This is a genomic window from Hafnia psychrotolerans (genome assembly GCF_014639435.1).
In the GTDB taxonomy this organism is placed as follows: domain Bacteria; phylum Pseudomonadota; class Gammaproteobacteria; order Enterobacterales; family Enterobacteriaceae; genus Ewingella; species Ewingella psychrotolerans.
This window is the reverse complement of sequence record NZ_BMFZ01000002.1, coordinates 15,799-31,077: the sequence shown is the minus strand read 5'-3', so window position 1 is coordinate 31,077 and position 15,279 is coordinate 15,799. Positions and strand designations below refer to the sequence as shown.

Below are 15,279 nucleotides of genomic sequence, written 5' to 3'. Positions count from 1 at the left end.
CTTAGTCTGCTGGAAGTGAGCGTTACAGCGGCCCTGACTTACTCCCCACCTTCAGCGTTAAATCCTCTCTGAACTTACCCAAATACCGCTAATAACACCGGGAACAGAAACGGCGCCAGCAACGAGGTAATGATCCCGCAGATCACCAGCGCCAGTGAACTGAATGCCCCTTCCTGAAAGTCCATCTCGGCGCAGCGGGCGGTGCCCAGCGCGTGCGATGCCGTACCCATCGCCAGGCCGCGTGAGGCTTTGGTGGTGATCTGCAGAATATTCAAAATAGTGTGGCCGAATACGGCGCCTAAAATTCCGACGAAAATAACACACACCGCACTGATGGCCGGTATGCCATTGATGGATTGGGCTGTCGCCATGGCTATCGGCGTGGTGACAGATTTCGGTAGTACGGACGCGGCTATTTCAGGCGTGGCACCCATCCATAATGCAATGGCGGTACCGCTGACCATCGCCACCATGCTGCCGATAAAACAGACGCTGATGATCGACTTCCAGCGGGCGCGGATCTGATGCAACTGCTCATAAAGAGGGAACGCCAGCGCGACGACGGCGGGTTGCAACAGGTCGTTGAGTATTTTGCTGCCAGCGAAATAACGGGCGTAAGGAATATGGGTCACCAGCAGTAAAGGGATGATGATCACCATCGACATCAACAGCGGATTGAGCAGCGGGAGTTTGAGTTTCGCCGCCAGTTTACGCGTGGCGAAAAACACCAGTAGCGTTAAGGGCAGGGACCACAGCATGTCGATCATGGTTTTTCCTCCGGCTCGCCGGTGATGGGACGTTCCCGGTGAACATAGTGAGAACAGTAGGCGGTGACCAGCAGCACCATCAGCGTACTGATGAAACAAGAGACAACCAGCGGGCCAAACTGAGTGCGCAACACATCGTAGTAACTCATCACCCCGACGCCGATAGGCACGAACAGTAACGCCATATAGCGGATCAATACACTACAGCCGGGTTTAACCCAGCGATAAGGTAAGATCTGGGTACTGAGTAGGGTAAACAAAATGAGCATTCCGATAATACTGCCGGGGATGGTGAGCGGCAGCAGGGATGAAATACCAATACCGGCGTACAAACAGAGATATATCACTATAAAAGCGCGAATATATTGCAATAACAGCGTTATTATGTTGCCCATAGCCTTCGTTCCAGTGAGGTGACGCATTCATCATACAATTAAAGTGTGAGCTATGCCACAAAACTGAGTATGAATTAATAATCCAGTGTATGTCATTTGCAACCTTACGTGTGAGCAGTAGAACGGTTAAGACTGCGTCCTGAAACGTGATAACTCGTCGCAGCGGGTGCCGGTGCAGACGCTGCCGGAGAATATCGTTGACCACACGCCTGGCTCATCGGCATCACGCAAACCGCGGGTAGCCGGTGGCGAGCGCAACGGGATGATATTCTTGACGAAAGCGTTTGGCAGAATAAGACGGGAAGCCTGGATTTTCTGGTCAGCCAGCGGGATGTTGATACCCTGCTGAAAACCCGGCCAGGGACCTATTGCGGTGAGGTTACGATTATTTTTGACACCAATATTTACTGATATCCCTCTAATGGATGTCATCGTATTGCAGAAACATTCAGCGGTGGTAGAGGCCAGTGGTTAGTCACTGGCTATTATCGTTATAAGATGGAATTCAATAGCTAAAGTTAAGCCGTCGGAGGAATAACCCGACGGCTTAACTTTTGAAAGCGTACAGCGTTGGCGTTACCTGAATCGTGCGCCAGAGATCCTGACCGCGACCTCGTCTGTTTGGCATCGGTTTCACCAAGGCGCTGGTGGGTCAAACAACGCCAGTCACTACGCTCAACTCATTAAGGGTAATAGACGCTGGTATAACTCGCTGAATACCTTGCGACGCTCGTTGTAGGCGTGGTGTTTTGCCGCATCCGGTTTATGCGTTTGTTCAAGAGGCAGTGCTGGCAGTAACACCTCGAAAGATTGCTGCGGGTTCATAGCAATTTGCGCCAGTCTGGCGGCACCCAGCGCCGGGCCAACATCCCCACCGGTACGATACTCAAGCGTTTGCCCGCTGATATCGGCCAGCATTTGCCGCCAGTAACCACTGCGTGCGCCACCGCCAATCAGGATGATCGAATCCGGTTTCAGACCGGTAGCATGCAGCGCATCCATGCCGTCTGCCAGCGCAAAACCGACGCCTTCAAGTACCGCGCGGCCGATATCCGCTGGCCCATGCTCATGTGTAAGACCAAACAGCGTGCCTTTAGCCTGCGGGTTGTTGTGGGGTGTCCGTTCGCCGGACAGATAGGGCAGAAACCACACCGGTGATTCAGAGGGAGTCGATTGCTCAACCCGCGCCAGTAAGTCACCTACCGAGGCCATACCGGTCAGTTTTGCCGCCCAGTCGAGGCAAGAGGCGGCGCTGAGCATCACGGACATCAAATGCCAGGTATCGGGTAAGGCGTGGCAGAAACTATGTACGGCTTGCTGCGGATTACTGAGGAAACCGTCGCTGACGGCAAAATAGACGCCAGACGTCCCGAGAGAGAGCATGGCCTGACCTGCACGATATAGCCCAACGCCCACCGCACCTGCCGCATTGTCACCGCCACCGGCAATCACGGGTATGCAACCGGTACCCCAGCGTTCGGCCAACTCGGTGGAAACGTTGCCGGTTATCTGGCAGCCTTCGAACAGTGTTGGCATCTGGCTACGACGAAGCGAGCAGGCGTTGAGCATCACGTCACTCCAGTCGCGTTTAGCCACATCCAGCCACAGGGTTCCTGCCGCATCTGACATATCCGTGGCAAAATTTCCGCTGATACGCCAGCGTAGATAATCTTTGGGCAACAATACTTTATCTATCTGGTTAAACACCTCAGGCTCATGTTGTTTTACCCATGCTAATTTAGGCGCGGTGAAGCCAGGCATCATGACGTTACCCGTAACATGACGGGATTCGGGTACGGCTTCCTCCAGCGCAAGACATTGTTTAAAGCTGCGTCCGTCATTCCATAAGATAGCCGGACGTAATACCTCTCCGTGCGCACCGAGCAGCGTGGCACCGTGCATTTGCCCGGTCAGGCCCAGGGCTTTTACGCTGGAGAGATCCTGTATTGCTGCCAGCGCCAAAATAGCGTTGTCAGTTGCACTCCACCACTGCTCAGGATCCTGTTCTGACCATAAAGGATGAGGGCGAGAAAGGGTGAGCGGTTCGCTATGAGTGGCGACGACCTGCCCGGATTCGCTGAGCAAAATGGCTTTTACACCGGATGTACCGAGATCGATACCGAGATACATATTCACCTCTTCCTGTACCCGCCATCTTTCAATGTGCAGGTGTGTTGGTTGCCTTCACTTACCCCAGTCACTGACTGATGTCAGCACCTGGGGCATTCATTTGCCGCCGTCCTTGCGCCAGGTAATCTGTCGAGTATCCCATTTCGGGGTATCGTACAGCTATCACGGAGCAGATTTGCTGTGGCAGCTAGATTGCAATCAACCGAAAAGGTAACGGTTAACCAGATTTTCCAGTTGCTCCTGATGACCGCTCTGATGCACCGGCGCTAACTGTTGTTGCTGTGCAAACTTGGCCAGTTCATCCAGTGACATTTTGCCCTGCAAAATCTGCTGGCCTAACTCAGTATTCCAACCTGAATAACGTTGAGCAACGTGTTTGTCGAGCTCACCATCGGCAATCATTTTCGCGGCAACTTTCAGCGCCAGCGCCATGGTATCCATACCGCCAATATGTCCATAGAAAAGGTCATACTTGTCGGTACTCTGACGGCGAACTTTGGCATCGAAGTTCAGGCCCCCGGTAGTGAAACCGCCCGCTTTGATGATTTCATACATCACCAGCGCATTTTCTTCGACGCTGTTAGGGAACTGATCGGTATCCCAGCCACACTGAGGGTCACCACGGTTGGCATCCACGGAGCCAAAAACTCCCAAGGCAATGGCATTCGCAATTTCGTGATGGAACGAATGGCCTGCCAGCGTTGCGTGGTTGGCTTCTACGTTAACTTTGATCTCTTTTTCCAGCCCAAATTGCTGCAGGAAGCCATAGACTGAGGCAACGTCATAATCATATTGATGCTTAGTCGGTTCCTGGGGTTTGGGTTCAATCAGTAATGTCCCCTGGAACCCGGTTTTGTGTTTATGCTCGACCACCAGTTGCATGAAACGACCAATTTGCTCACGTTCCTGGCGTAAATCCGTGTTAAGCAGTGTTTCGTAACCTTCACGTCCGCCCCATAGCACGTAGTTTTCACCGCCAAGTTGTTTCGTGGCATTCATGGCAGTAAAGACCTGCGTGGCGGCCCAGGCAAAAATTTCAGGATCCGGATTGGTTGCCGCGCCGGCACCGTAGCGAGGATGGGAGAAACAGTTGGCTGTACCCCACAACAGTTTTACGCCGCTGCTCTCCTGCTTCTGCGCCAGTACGTCGGTCATGACGGCAAAATTATTGACATATTCTTTCAGCGAGTTGCCTTCCGGTGACACATCGGCGTCGTGGAAACAGTAGTAAGGGACGCTGAGCTTTGTGAAGAATTCGAATGCCACATCGGCTTTACGTTTTGCTAAGGCCAGGGCGTCTCCGGGTTGCTGCCATGGGCGGTCAAACGCCCCCACACCAAACATGTCTGAACCATTCCAGCAGAATGTATGCCAGTAGCAAGCGGCAAATCTCAGATGCTCAGCCATGGTTTTGCCGAGAATGACCTCATTTGGATTGTAATGGCGAAATGAGAGAGGGTTTTTGCTGTGAGTTCCTTCGTAGCGAACCGCGTCAAGCTTGTCAAAATAAGCGTGCATTGAAAACTCCTTAGAAACTGGCCCAGTTTTGCTGGGAGGTGAGAGGGGGTATCTTCGGAGTTGTCAGGCTGTCCCACAATTACGTTATTTAACACTCAAATTAACTTAATTATTAACTGTGCGTTAGATCGCATAAATAGCCAATTAAATACGATTGATTTTAATAAGCCGAGGCTCCGCGAGCAAGTCAGTGCTGCTAATAGGGCTATTGCAAGCAAACCATGATCTCCATCAAATATTAGAAAAGAAACTAAAAAACGTAATGCGAGGGTTAAAATCTGCAATTGCTGAATAATGGCTAAGCGACAACAATTCATCCGCAACAACATTCCCTGTGGTTGCTTCCACATTTATTTATTTCTCTTTCCCTACCTCTTTATAAAAAAGGTTTTAGAAGATGAAAATGAAAACATTGTTACTCAGTGCCAGCGCCGCCATACTCCTTTTCAGCCATCTCGGGATGGCAAAAGAGATCAAAATTGGTATGGCAATCGATGACTTGCGACTGGAGCGTTGGCAAAAAGACAGGGATATATTTGTAGCGAAAGCCAAAACACTGGGCGCTGATGTGTTTGTGCAATCTGCTAACGGAAATGAAGAAACACAGATGGCACAGATTGAAAATATGATCAATCGCGGTGTCGATGTCCTGGTGATTATCCCCTATAACGGTAAAGTGTTGAGTAATGTTATCGCCGAGGCCAAAAGGGAAGGCATTAAAGTTCTAGCCTACGACCGGATGATTAACAACGCAGATATTGATTTTTATATTTCATTTGATAACGAGAAAGTGGGCGAATTACAGGCACAAAGCCTGGTTGAGCGTGTGCCGCAAGGCAACTACTTCTTGATGGGAGGCTCGCCAGTCGACAATAATGCCAAACTGTTCCGCTCCGGTCAGATGAAAGTGCTAACCCCTTTGATAAAAGAGGGGAAAATAAAGATCGTTGGCGATCAGTGGGCGGATGGTTGGTTGCCGGAAAATGCGCTTAAAATCATGGAAAATGCGCTGACGGCCAATAATAACAAAATTGATGCAGTCGTCGCTTCCAATGACGCGACAGCGGGCGGTGCCGTTCAGGCACTTTCTGCGCAAGGGTTGGCTGGCAAAGTGGCCATTTCCGGCCAGGATGCGGATCTTGCTGCCATTAAGCGTATTGAGGCGGGAACCCAGACCATGACCGTTTATAAACCGATCACTAAGCTGGCTAATGATGCGGCTGAAATTGCTGTGGAACTGGCCAAAGGTGAAAATCCTAAATCTAACGCCACCTTAAATAATGGCATGAAAGACGTCCCTTCTTATTTATTAACCCCTATTCCGGTTGATAAAAGTAATATTGACAGCACGGTGATTGCCGACGGGTTCCATAAAGCATCCGATCTTAAATAATTTTTATTTTGCACTCTTTTTCTGTCATTGAGCGGCTCTGACATTTTTGAATATTGATAAGAATGTCAGAGTGCTGCGAGGTTAATTATGTCTGGATTACCTATATCTGGATCACCGGAAAAAACGCGCCTACTTGATATGCGTAATATCACTAAGCAATTTGGCGTGGTAAAGGCCGTCGATAATATCAGTATCCAGCTGGATGCTGGAGAAGTGCTCTCACTTTGTGGTGAAAATGGTTCAGGTAAATCGACCCTGATGAAAGTACTGTGCGGCATTTATCCTTTCGGGACATTTGACGGAGAGATTTATTTCTCCGGCGAGAAACTGATGGCAAAGGGGATCCGCGAAACGGAACAAAAAGGTATTGCGATTATTCATCAGGAACTGGCGCTGGTGAAGCAGTTAAGCGTTTTAGAAAATATGTTTCTGGGAAACGAATGGGGGCAATACGGCCTGCTCGATACCGACCAGATGTATTTACGCTGCCAAAGAATGCTGGCGCAGGTCAAATTGGAGATTGACCCGCATACGCGGGTCGGCGAACTGGGACTTGGCCAGCGTCAACTGGTGGAAATCGCCAAGGCGCTCAATAAGCAAGTGCGGCTCTTGGTGCTTGATGAACCGACAGCGTCACTGACGGAAAGTGAAACGGAGATCCTGCTAGACATTATCCGTGATCTGCGCAATCACGATATCGCTTGTATTTACATTTCCCATAAACTCAACGAAGTCAGGGCGATTTCTGACAAGCTTTGCGTCATCCGTGATGGCCAACATATCGCGACCCGCGATGCCAGGGGCGTGAGTGAACAGGAGATCATCGCCATGATGGTCGGACGGGAATTGACGGAGCTTTTTCCTCCCCGCCAACGACAGCCTGGTGTCGAAGTATTGCGAGTTGAGCATCTGAGTGCATGGCATCCAGTCAATCGTCATATAAAACGGGTCGATGACGTGAGCTTCAATCTGCATGCCGGTGAAGTCCTGGGCGTCGCTGGCTTGGTTGGCGCGGGGCGAACAGAAACCATGGAGTGCCTGTTTGGTGTCTATCCTGGTCGTTGGCAAGGGGAGGTCTGGCTGGCAGAAAAAAGAGTCAACATCGTAAATTGCCGTGACGCCATGTCCCATGGAATGGCAATGGTGCCGGAAGACCGTAAACGTGACGGCATTGTTCCGGTGATGGCGGTCGGGAGTAACATTACACTGGCTGCCCTCAGCGATTTTACGTCAGCGGGCGTGATTAACGATGCTCGCGAGCAGGAAAACATCAGACAATCGATCGCCAAACTCAAAATTAAAACCACCACTTCTACTCTGGCCATTGGCAGGTTAAGTGGCGGTAATCAGCAAAAAGCTATCCTTGCTCGCTGCCTGTTGCTTAAACCCAAAATCCTCATTCTGGATGAGCCTACGCGCGGTATCGATGTCGGGGCAAAGCAGGAAATCTATAAACTTATCAGTCAATTGGCTGCTCAGGGGATGGCGGTTATTGTGATCTCTTCTGAACTGCCTGAAGTTCTCGGTTTGAGTGACCGGATCTTGGTTATGCATCTGGGGCAGCTCAAAGCCTGTCTGAAAAATGACAATTTAACCCAGCAACAGGTTATGGAATCTGCTTTAAGGAGTGAAATTCATGTCTAAATTAACGCCATTGGGCGCGCCGGAAGCGGCGGACGAACCCATCAGATCACCGTCACTTTTCTCGTTACAGTCGCTCAAAAATATCAACTTGCAAGTGTACGTCATGCTGGCGGCGATCGCCGTGATCATCGTGTTCTTCTCACTGACAACAGACGGTGCTTATATCAGTGCGCGTAATGTCTCCAACTTGCTTCGCCAGACCGCGATCACCGGCATTTTGGCGGTCGGTATGGTATTTGTCATTATTTCGGCCGAAATTGATCTCTCCGTCGGTTCCATGATGGGGTTACTGGGTGGGGTTGCTGCTATCTTTGATGTGTGGCTGGGCTGGCCGCTACCCCTGACGATTGCGGTCACCTTGCTGCTAGGCTTGTTACTGGGTGCCTGGAATGGTTGGTGGGTGGCTTATCGTAAGGTGCCATCGTTCATCGTGACACTGGCTGGGATGCTGGCATTTCGCGGGATACTCATTGGCATCACCAGCGGGACGACCGTTGCGCCAACCACGCCTGCAATGTCACTGATCGGGCAAAGTTATTTACCTGATGGTGTGGGTTTTGGTATCGGTGTTGTTGCTCTGGCGCTGTTTATCGGCTGGCAGTGGCACCGGCGCAAACAGCGGGCTGCATTGGGGCTACCGCTTACTCAGGCTAAAAGTGATGTCGCCCGGCAGGCGCTGACCGCCGTTATCGCGTTGGGGGCAGTACTGCTGCTTAATGAGTATCGCGGCGTACCGACACCGGTGTTGGTGCTGGTTGCCCTGATGCTCGGTGGTATTTTTATGGCATCACGCACGGCATTTGGCCGACGTATCTATGCTATCGGTGGCAACATCGATGCGGCACGGTTATCTGGCGTGAATGTCGAGCGAAGTAAGATGGCGGTATTTGCCATCAACGGGCTGATGGTCGCGATTGCGGGGCTGATCCTCACCTCCCGATTGGGTGCGGGTTCACCTTCCGCAGGCAACATTGCCGAACTGGATGCCATTGCCGCCTGCGTCATTGGCGGCACCAGCCTGGCCGGGGGCGTGGGCAGCGTAGCCGGGGCAGTGATGGGGGCTTTCATCATGGCCTCGCTGGATAACGGCATGAGTATGCTGGATGTTCCGTCGTTCTGGCAGTACATCGTCAAAGGCGCGATCTTGCTGCTGGCGGTCTGGATGGATTCAGCGACCAAACGACGGGCCTAAATAGACCTTCCAACGTGCAGGAGCGTTGGGAAAATATTGGCTAAATTTTAAAGAAATCAGCGCTATTGCTGCAACTGAGGTAGGGTTGTGATATCGAACTGATTCCTACAAGCCGTGGCATGAATGACCCGGTTTGTTTTTTGCGTAAACCACCGTAGAGAAACCGATATGTTTGAAAAGCGTTATCGGATCACATTGTTATTCAATGCCAATAAAGTGTATGACCGCGAGGTCGTCGAGGGCGTCGGTGAGTATTTGCAGGCATCGCAAAGCGACTGGGATATTTTCATTGAAGAGGACTTTCGCTGTCGCCTCGATAACATACGCGACTGGCTGGGTGATGGTGTCATCGCGGACTTCGATGACCGTGCGATTGAAGGCGTGCTTAAAGGCCTGAACGTACCGATCGTGGGTGTTGGGGGTTCCTACCACCGCGAAGAGGACTATCCACCGGTGCATTACATTGCGACCGATAATTATGCGCTGGTGGAAGCGGCATTTATGCATCTTAAAGAAAAGGGTATTAACCGTTTTGCTTTCTACGGTTTACCCGGTGTAGGCGGCAAGCGCTGGGCTCAGGAACGTGAGCATGCGTTCCGCCAGTTGGTGGCCGCTGAACAATATCAAGGTGTGGTTTATCAGGGAATGGAAACTGCGCCGGAGAACTGGCAGCATGCGCAAAACCGTCTGGCTGACTGGGTGCAAACCTTGCCACAGCAAACGGGAATTATCGCGGTGACGGATGCCCGTGCTCGTCATCTTTTGCAGGTTTGTGAACATTTGGACATTCCGGTGCCAGAAAAACTCAGCGTGATTGGCATCGATAACGAAGAGCTGACCCGCTACCTGTCGCGGGTTGCACTTTCGTCGGTGGCACAGGGCACCCGGCAAATGGGTTACCGCGCCGCCAAGCTATTACACCAGTTGCTGAATGCTCGTGAATTACCTCTGCAACGTATCCTGGTACCGCCGGTGAAAGTGATGGCCCGCCGTTCTACCGACTTTCGTTCGCTGCGTGATCCGGCAGTTATTCAGGCGATGCACTATATCCGTCACCATGCCTGCAAAGGGATTAAGGTTGAACAAGTCCTGGATGCTATTGGTATTTCGCGTTCAAATCTCGAAAAAAGATTCAAAGATGAAACCGGTCAAACTATTCATGGCGTGATCCATGATGAGAAGCTGGAACGCGCCAAAAATCTGCTGGCAGCGACGTCGATTTCTATCAATGAGATCTCACAAATGTGCGGCTATCCATCACTGCAATACTTTTATTCTGTATTCAAAAAAGGCTATGACATGACGCCTAAAGAATATCGCGACCGGCATGGTGAAGTCATTTATTGAGGCGGAAAATTGCTAAGAATACACCTGCGTGATGCAGGCGTATTGGAGGCTAAAGGGAGATTACTTCTTATATTTGGCTTCCAGTGTGGCAAACCACGGGGCGGTGAAATCTTCAGATTTGCCCCAGCCCGGAATAATTTTGCTCAAACCTGTCACGTTGATGCCGCCGCTCTGGCTTTGTAGCAAAGCTTGCGGTATCGCCTGAGCCGGGAATTCATAAGTAGCTGGCGTTTTTTCACCGGCAATTTTCAGCGCGACAATGCGCAGGTTTACCGCGCCGATCAGTTGAGTATCGACTGCCGCAGTGATTTTCCACGGACTCCCTTTCTCTCGCATCATCTGCAGATCCTGGTTGGATACATCAATACTGTAGAGTTTGATTTCAGTACGGCCGTTTTCCTTCAAGGCTTTATACGCGCCCTGACTGAAGGCATCCCATGCACCCCAGATGGCGTCAATTTTACCTTTCGGGTATTTGGCTAAAATAGCACCGACTTTATTCGCGGTATCTCCCTGCACATCAGAGGAGACGGCGCCGATAGACTCCAACTGATGAATGCCCGGATTTTGCTTAAGAATTTCTTCATAAGTTTTCTGACGACGTTCCATCGGCGGGAAACCGGCAACCCATAATTTGATGATGTTGGCTTTACCGTTGAAATCCTTTACCAGTTCCCCTACGGAAGCGTGGGTCAACGAGGCATCATCCTGACGAGTCACCGTTACGCCGGGCAGGTTGTCCGGGACTTCAGTATCGAATACGGAGACTGCAATGCCCGCAGCGGTAATGCGTTTCACCAGTGCGACGGAGTAAGGCCCCCGGCCCTGTGACAGGATAATACCGTCATATTTCTGGCTGATGGCCTGGTTGACGAAGTCCTGGAATTTGGCGTCGTCACCATTGCTGAGGAAGGTGTCGACTTTAAAACCCAGATTGCGGCCTTCTTTGATGGTCCCGGCTAAAAATTGGGTCGTGTTATCGTCAGAACCTAAATTACGGATCACAGCAATGCGCACCGGACCTTGATGCTGAGCAATCACAGCAGGAACAGCGGCGAGCGTGGCTTCTGCAGCGAACGCTGGGGCAGCGGCCAACAGACTCAGCACCAATAAAGAGGCGGATATTTTTTTCATTAACAACTCCGGCAGACAGCGAACGCGGTTTCGCAAGGTGGTTTACGGGAGCTCAACAAGAGCCACCCAAGATGAGGATGTGCAGAAGTCTGTCTGTCCAGACGTCTATCTGTGCGGGCAGTTTACCTAGTTGTTAATAAATAGGGAATGCTTTGTAGTTAGTATATTTCGTACTTGCGTTATTCCTGTTTGGAATAGATAACCTGGGAGGGTTTTTCTGCGGTCCACCCATACAGACGAGGCCGGACGTTTTTGCATCCGACCTCGAAGGCAGATTAACTCAGCGGGATCATTACGTGTTTCTGATAAGCCGGACGTTGGGTCAATTGCTGATACCAGCGCTCAAGGTTTGGATGGGGCTGACGTTCGATTTCCAGTCCAAACCACGCATACGCAAAACAGCCCATCGGAATATCGCCAATACCGAATGTGTCCCCGGACAGCCAGGTCTGTTTCGCCAGTACGGCATCAACCACGGGCCATAATTTCTCAAACCCAGCGATACCAGTGGCGACGGCAGCCATATCACGCTTATCTTCAGGTGTGCGGATCAGATTGATATAGACCTGGCGGAAAGGAAGCGGCAGCGAATTACTGGCCCAGTCGAGCCATTTATCCGCCGAGGCGCGTTGCTGTGCATCGCTGCTCCAGAACATGGGGTTGCCAGAGCGCTCCACCAGATAGCGTAAAATAGCGTTCGATTCCCACAAAACAAAGTCATCATCCTGCAGACAAGGCACCAACCCGTTGGGATTGAGCGACAAATAGAGCGGTTCGTTGACTTTGCCGTAAGCGCCGCCTGCGCCGACCAACTGATAGGTTTCACCGAGCTCATCCAGCAGCCACAGCACTTTCTTCACGTTGGTTGAGTTTTCACGACCCCATACTGTCAGCATCTTTTACTTCTCCTGAATGATTTGAATTTTGTAGAACAATTTAAAAACAGGCCGTTGAGACTATAAGCGTGAAAAAATTTTTATGCATCTGTGATTTGCCGCGAGAACGCTATCGCTGTAGCCTCTGCGCCCGCAACAATGCCCATACGCTGAGCAGCGCAACGGCCATCAGATAGTAACCTGGCGCCAGACTGCTTCCGGTCATTGAGATCAGTAGGGTACAGATGAACGGGGCAAAACCACCGAAAACGGTCACCGCGACGTTGTAACTTATCGCCATTCCGCTGGCGCGGGTGCCGACCGGGAACAGGTCAGCCATCATCGAGGGTACCGTGGAGAAGTAGATCGATTTTAACAGGGCCAGCCAGCCTATTAGAAGAATCAACGACAACGCCGAGGTATATTGCAGCATGAGCCAGAACGCCGGGTAGATAGTAATTAACAGCAGAATCAGTGAACCCCACATTAATGGCAAACGCCCGACTTTCTCTGCCCATAGTCCCATTAGCGGCGTCACGACCGTCAGAATGATACCGGCAACCAGCGTGGCGCTAAAGCCGACCGAAGGCGGAAGATGTAACGTCTTGGTGGCGTAAGTGGGGACGTAGTTGAGCATATAGTTGATGGCGGTTGAGACCACCATCAGCCCGACAGCAATGAAAAACAGGGACTTTTGCGCCCGGACAATCTGTTTCAACGGCGAATGGGTTTTCTCTGCTTTTTGGAAGCTTTCTGATTCATGAATGTGACGGCGAATGTACAAACCAACCGGTCCGATCAGCAGACCGAAAATAAATGGAATGCGCCATCCCCAGTCTTGCAATTGCGTTTCACTTAATACGCGCGCTAACCCCAAACCAAACGCCGAGGCCAACAGTGTGCTGGCTCCCTGAGTGGCAAACTGCCAACTGGCGATAAACGCTTTCCGTTCCGGAAAATGTTCAACCAGAAAAGCGGTGGAGCTACCAAATTCACCGCCTGCCGAGAACCCCTGAATCAAACAAGCGAGCAAAATAAGCAGCGGGGCCGCGATACCGAGAGTGGCGTACGAGGGCGTAAGTACGATGATCAGCCCACCTAGCATCATCAGACTTATCGACATTAGCAACGATGCCTTACGGCCATGGCGATCGGCATAGGCGCCTAAGACAATGGCACCGAGCGGGCGAATAAGGAAAGAGACACCAAAGCTGCCGAAGGTCAGTAACAATGACACCGTAGGGTCCACGGCGGGAAAGTAGGCGTGGGCAATGTAAGTGGCAAAGAAACCGTAGATAGCGATGTCAAACCACTCCAGCGCATTACCAATACAGGTCGCGAAGAGGGTTTTTATTAGGCTCGGTTTACCCGAGGAAAGGGCATTTTGCCCGGCAGTGTGAACAGCGGCGTGATTCATTTTACACCTCCAGGAGCGGCATGTTGCCGGTGTTGTAGCAGCAGGGAGGTTCCCTGTTCACCTAAGTTCCACAGCAGTCGGGTCATGATCTCCAGCCCTTCGCGCGCGACCGAGCGTAGCATATGTTCATTCACACCATGCTGACCGCAGGCCGGATACGAATGGGGTATCCACAGCGTCGGCAAGCCGAGGATGTCAGAGAAAACGTCATTAGGTAGCGAGCCGCCAAGATTGGGTAACAGTGCCGGTTTTTTGCCGCTGCTGTGTTGCATCACCTCGAGAGCCCAACTGACCAAGGGATCCGTCGGGTCGAAACGGGTGGCAGGGGAACCGCGCATGAATTCGACATCAACCTGTGAAAATCCCCGGGAATCAAGATGAGCACGTACATGCTGTGCCAGATTTTTCCAATCCGTGCCGACAACAAAGCGCAACTGACACACGGCCGTTGCCTGACCTGGGATCGCGTTCATCGGGCGCTGCGGATTGCCGGTAAGGAAAGAAAGCACTTCAAGTTGATTCCAGGCATAAAGACGTTCGGTGGGTGTCAGACCGGGTTCGCCCCAGTTGGGGTCAATGTGTGGATCGGTATCACCACCCCCTACCTCAATATCATCGAGGATCTGTCGAATCTGCGGGCTGACGGGCGCAGGTTTTAGGGCATCGACCAGTAACTGGCCGTGCTGATTCACCAGGCAGGCCAGCGCATTAGCCAGCTGCGTGCCGGGGTTGCTCAGCAGGCCGCCCCAGTTACCCGAATGATAAGCGTTGTCACGGGCATTGATGCTCAAGCGGAAATTAACCGCACCGCGTGACCCAAGAAACAGCGTTGGACGCGCGGCGCTCAGGCGTGGGCCATCCGAGGCGATCAATAAGTCTGCGCTAAGGATCTCCGCGTGATCGCGGCATAACTCGGCCAAACCTGGCGAACTCACTTCTTCGCCCATCTCAAACAAGACTTTGCAGTTGAATCCCAAACGGCCGCCGCGCGCCTGAAAAATCTGTTCCAGCGCGGCGATATTGATACTGTGCTGGCCTTTATTATCGGCGGTGCCACGGCCATACCAGTGGTCATCTTCCTCCACCAACTGCCAGGGCTTGAGCCCTTCACGCCAGTGCTCGTCGTCGCCGAAAACCACGTCGCCATGGCCGTAGGTGAGCAACGTGGGTAATTGCGGATCTTCAATTCGGCTGGCTATCAAAAACGGACGGTGGGCGGCGCGAGGATTATCAACGCTGAGCAGTGAGAAGCCCATAGCAGATAACGCCGGTTTAATTTCGTCGTCGAAATAGCGGACCAACTCGGCGTCGCGCGTGCTGCTTTGGCTTTCGGTGGCCAGTGCAATACGCCGTGCCAACGTTGTTTTAAATTCACCCTTGTCAAACCAGGCCAGAGCCTGTGCTGCTGCTTTATCCGCTGTCATTGCGTTATCCGTTGTGTTGGTTATTTTTTTATCTATGTTGTTA

Annotated in this window: 13 protein-coding genes; 4 read left to right on the top strand and 9 right to left on the bottom strand. The window is 51.7% G+C overall.

Annotated features, from left to right (window positions below; genetic code table 11):
* Window positions 1-74: 74 nt before the first annotated feature.
* The 5 genes from IEV89_RS03290 to xylA all read right to left on the bottom strand — a co-directional run bounded on the left by IEV89_RS03290 (window position 75) and on the right by xylA (window position 4,810).
* Window positions 75-767 (bottom strand): CidB/LrgB family autolysis modulator, encoded by a 693-nt coding sequence (locus IEV89_RS03290; RefSeq protein WP_188470423.1) that lies wholly within the window; start codon window positions 765-767, stop codon window positions 75-77.
* Complete coding sequence (locus IEV89_RS03285; protein WP_188470421.1) at window positions 764-1,162, bottom strand: CidA/LrgA family protein; 399 nt, start codon at window positions 1,160-1,162, stop codon at window positions 764-766. Before IEV89_RS03285 ends, IEV89_RS03290 begins: the two co-directional genes overlap by 4 nt.
* A gap of 126 nt (window positions 1,163-1,288) precedes the next feature.
* The gene (locus IEV89_RS03280; RefSeq protein WP_188470420.1) at window positions 1,289-1,594 is read right to left on the bottom strand and encodes a hypothetical protein; all 306 of its coding nucleotides are present in this window, start codon (window positions 1,592-1,594) and stop codon (window positions 1,289-1,291) included.
* A gap of 243 nt (window positions 1,595-1,837) precedes the next feature.
* Window positions 1,838-3,292, bottom strand: a complete 1,455-nt coding sequence (gene xylB / locus IEV89_RS03275) for a xylulokinase (RefSeq protein ID WP_188471295.1) — start codon at window positions 3,290-3,292, stop codon at window positions 1,838-1,840.
* A 198-nt stretch (window positions 3,293-3,490) separates the two neighbouring features.
* Window positions 3,491-4,810, bottom strand: a complete 1,320-nt coding sequence (gene xylA, locus IEV89_RS03270; RefSeq protein WP_188470418.1) for a xylose isomerase — start codon at window positions 4,808-4,810, stop codon at window positions 3,491-3,493.
* Window positions 4,811-5,207: 397 nt separating this feature from the next.
* Here xylA and xylF point away from each other — a divergent pair, with 397 nt between their 5' ends.
* From xylF to xylR, 4 genes are all read left to right on the top strand, one after another.
* The gene (xylF, locus tag IEV89_RS03265) at window positions 5,208-6,203 is read left to right on the top strand and encodes a D-xylose ABC transporter substrate-binding protein (RefSeq protein WP_188470416.1); all 996 of its coding nucleotides are present in this window, start codon (window positions 5,208-5,210) and stop codon (window positions 6,201-6,203) included.
* Window positions 6,204-6,290: 87 nt separating this feature from the next.
* Complete coding sequence (locus IEV89_RS03260) at window positions 6,291-7,847, top strand: xylose ABC transporter ATP-binding protein (RefSeq protein WP_195826133.1); 1,557 nt, start codon at window positions 6,291-6,293, stop codon at window positions 7,845-7,847.
* Window positions 7,840-9,039 (top strand): sugar ABC transporter permease, encoded by a 1,200-nt coding sequence (locus IEV89_RS03255; RefSeq protein ID WP_229746363.1) that lies wholly within the window; start codon window positions 7,840-7,842, stop codon window positions 9,037-9,039. The genes IEV89_RS03260 and IEV89_RS03255 overlap by 8 nt, the downstream gene beginning before the upstream one ends.
* 168 nt (window positions 9,040-9,207) lie before the next feature.
* On the top strand, window positions 9,208-10,386 hold the full coding sequence (gene xylR, locus IEV89_RS03250) for a D-xylose utilization transcriptional activator XylR (protein WP_188470414.1): 1,179 nt from the start codon (window positions 9,208-9,210) through the stop codon (window positions 10,384-10,386).
* Window positions 10,387-10,446: 60 nt separating this feature from the next.
* Here the strand turns inward: xylR and IEV89_RS03245 are convergent, their stop codons facing one another.
* The 4 genes from IEV89_RS03245 to IEV89_RS03230 all read right to left on the bottom strand — a co-directional run bounded on the left by IEV89_RS03245 (window position 10,447) and on the right by IEV89_RS03230 (window position 15,236).
* On the bottom strand, window positions 10,447-11,520 hold the full coding sequence (locus IEV89_RS03245) for a sugar ABC transporter substrate-binding protein (RefSeq protein ID WP_188470412.1): 1,074 nt from the start codon (window positions 11,518-11,520) through the stop codon (window positions 10,447-10,449).
* 275 nt (window positions 11,521-11,795) lie between these two features.
* A complete protein-coding gene (locus tag IEV89_RS03240; RefSeq protein ID WP_188470410.1) occupies window positions 11,796-12,416 on the bottom strand; it encodes a glutathione S-transferase family protein in 621 nt (206 codons plus the stop codon).
* Between the two features lie 109 nt (window positions 12,417-12,525).
* Window positions 12,526-13,812, bottom strand: a complete 1,287-nt coding sequence (locus IEV89_RS03235; protein ID WP_188470408.1) for an MFS transporter — start codon at window positions 13,810-13,812, stop codon at window positions 12,526-12,528.
* On the bottom strand, window positions 13,809-15,236 hold the full coding sequence (locus IEV89_RS03230) for a M20 family metallopeptidase (protein WP_188470406.1): 1,428 nt from the start codon (window positions 15,234-15,236) through the stop codon (window positions 13,809-13,811). Before IEV89_RS03230 ends, IEV89_RS03235 begins: the two co-directional genes overlap by 4 nt.
* Between the last annotated feature and the right edge of the window lie 43 nt (window positions 15,237-15,279).

What these genes read in the sequence shown, in the direction of transcription:
- IEV89_RS03290 (WP_188470423.1), bottom strand. Translation starts at nt 767, where the DNA reads ATGATCGACATGCTGTGGTCCCTGCCCTTAACGCTACTGGTGTTTTTC.
- IEV89_RS03285 (WP_188470421.1), bottom strand. Translation starts at nt 1,162, where the DNA reads ATGGGCAACATAATAACGCTGTTATTGCAATATATTCGCGCTTTTATA.
- IEV89_RS03280 (WP_188470420.1), bottom strand. Translation starts at nt 1,594, where the DNA reads ATGACATCCATTAGAGGGATATCAGTAAATATTGGTGTCAAAAATAAT.
- xylB (WP_188471295.1), bottom strand. Translation starts at nt 3,292, where the DNA reads ATGTATCTCGGTATCGATCTCGGTACATCCGGTGTAAAAGCCATTTTG.
- xylA (WP_188470418.1), bottom strand. Translation starts at nt 4,810, where the DNA reads ATGCACGCTTATTTTGACAAGCTTGACGCGGTTCGCTACGAAGGAACT.
- xylF (WP_188470416.1), top strand. Translation starts at nt 5,208, where the DNA reads ATGAAAATGAAAACATTGTTACTCAGTGCCAGCGCCGCCATACTCCTT.
- IEV89_RS03260 (WP_195826133.1), top strand. Translation starts at nt 6,291, where the DNA reads ATGTCTGGATTACCTATATCTGGATCACCGGAAAAAACGCGCCTACTT.
- IEV89_RS03255 (WP_229746363.1), top strand. Translation starts at nt 7,840, where the DNA reads ATGTCTAAATTAACGCCATTGGGCGCGCCGGAAGCGGCGGACGAACCC.
- xylR (WP_188470414.1), top strand. Translation starts at nt 9,208, where the DNA reads ATGTTTGAAAAGCGTTATCGGATCACATTGTTATTCAATGCCAATAAA.
- IEV89_RS03245 (WP_188470412.1), bottom strand. Translation starts at nt 11,520, where the DNA reads ATGAAAAAAATATCCGCCTCTTTATTGGTGCTGAGTCTGTTGGCCGCT.
- IEV89_RS03240 (WP_188470410.1), bottom strand. Translation starts at nt 12,416, where the DNA reads ATGCTGACAGTATGGGGTCGTGAAAACTCAACCAACGTGAAGAAAGTG.
- IEV89_RS03235 (WP_188470408.1), bottom strand. Translation starts at nt 13,812, where the DNA reads ATGAATCACGCCGCTGTTCACACTGCCGGGCAAAATGCCCTTTCCTCG.
- IEV89_RS03230 (WP_188470406.1), bottom strand. Translation starts at nt 15,236, where the DNA reads ATGACAGCGGATAAAGCAGCAGCACAGGCTCTGGCCTGGTTTGACAAG.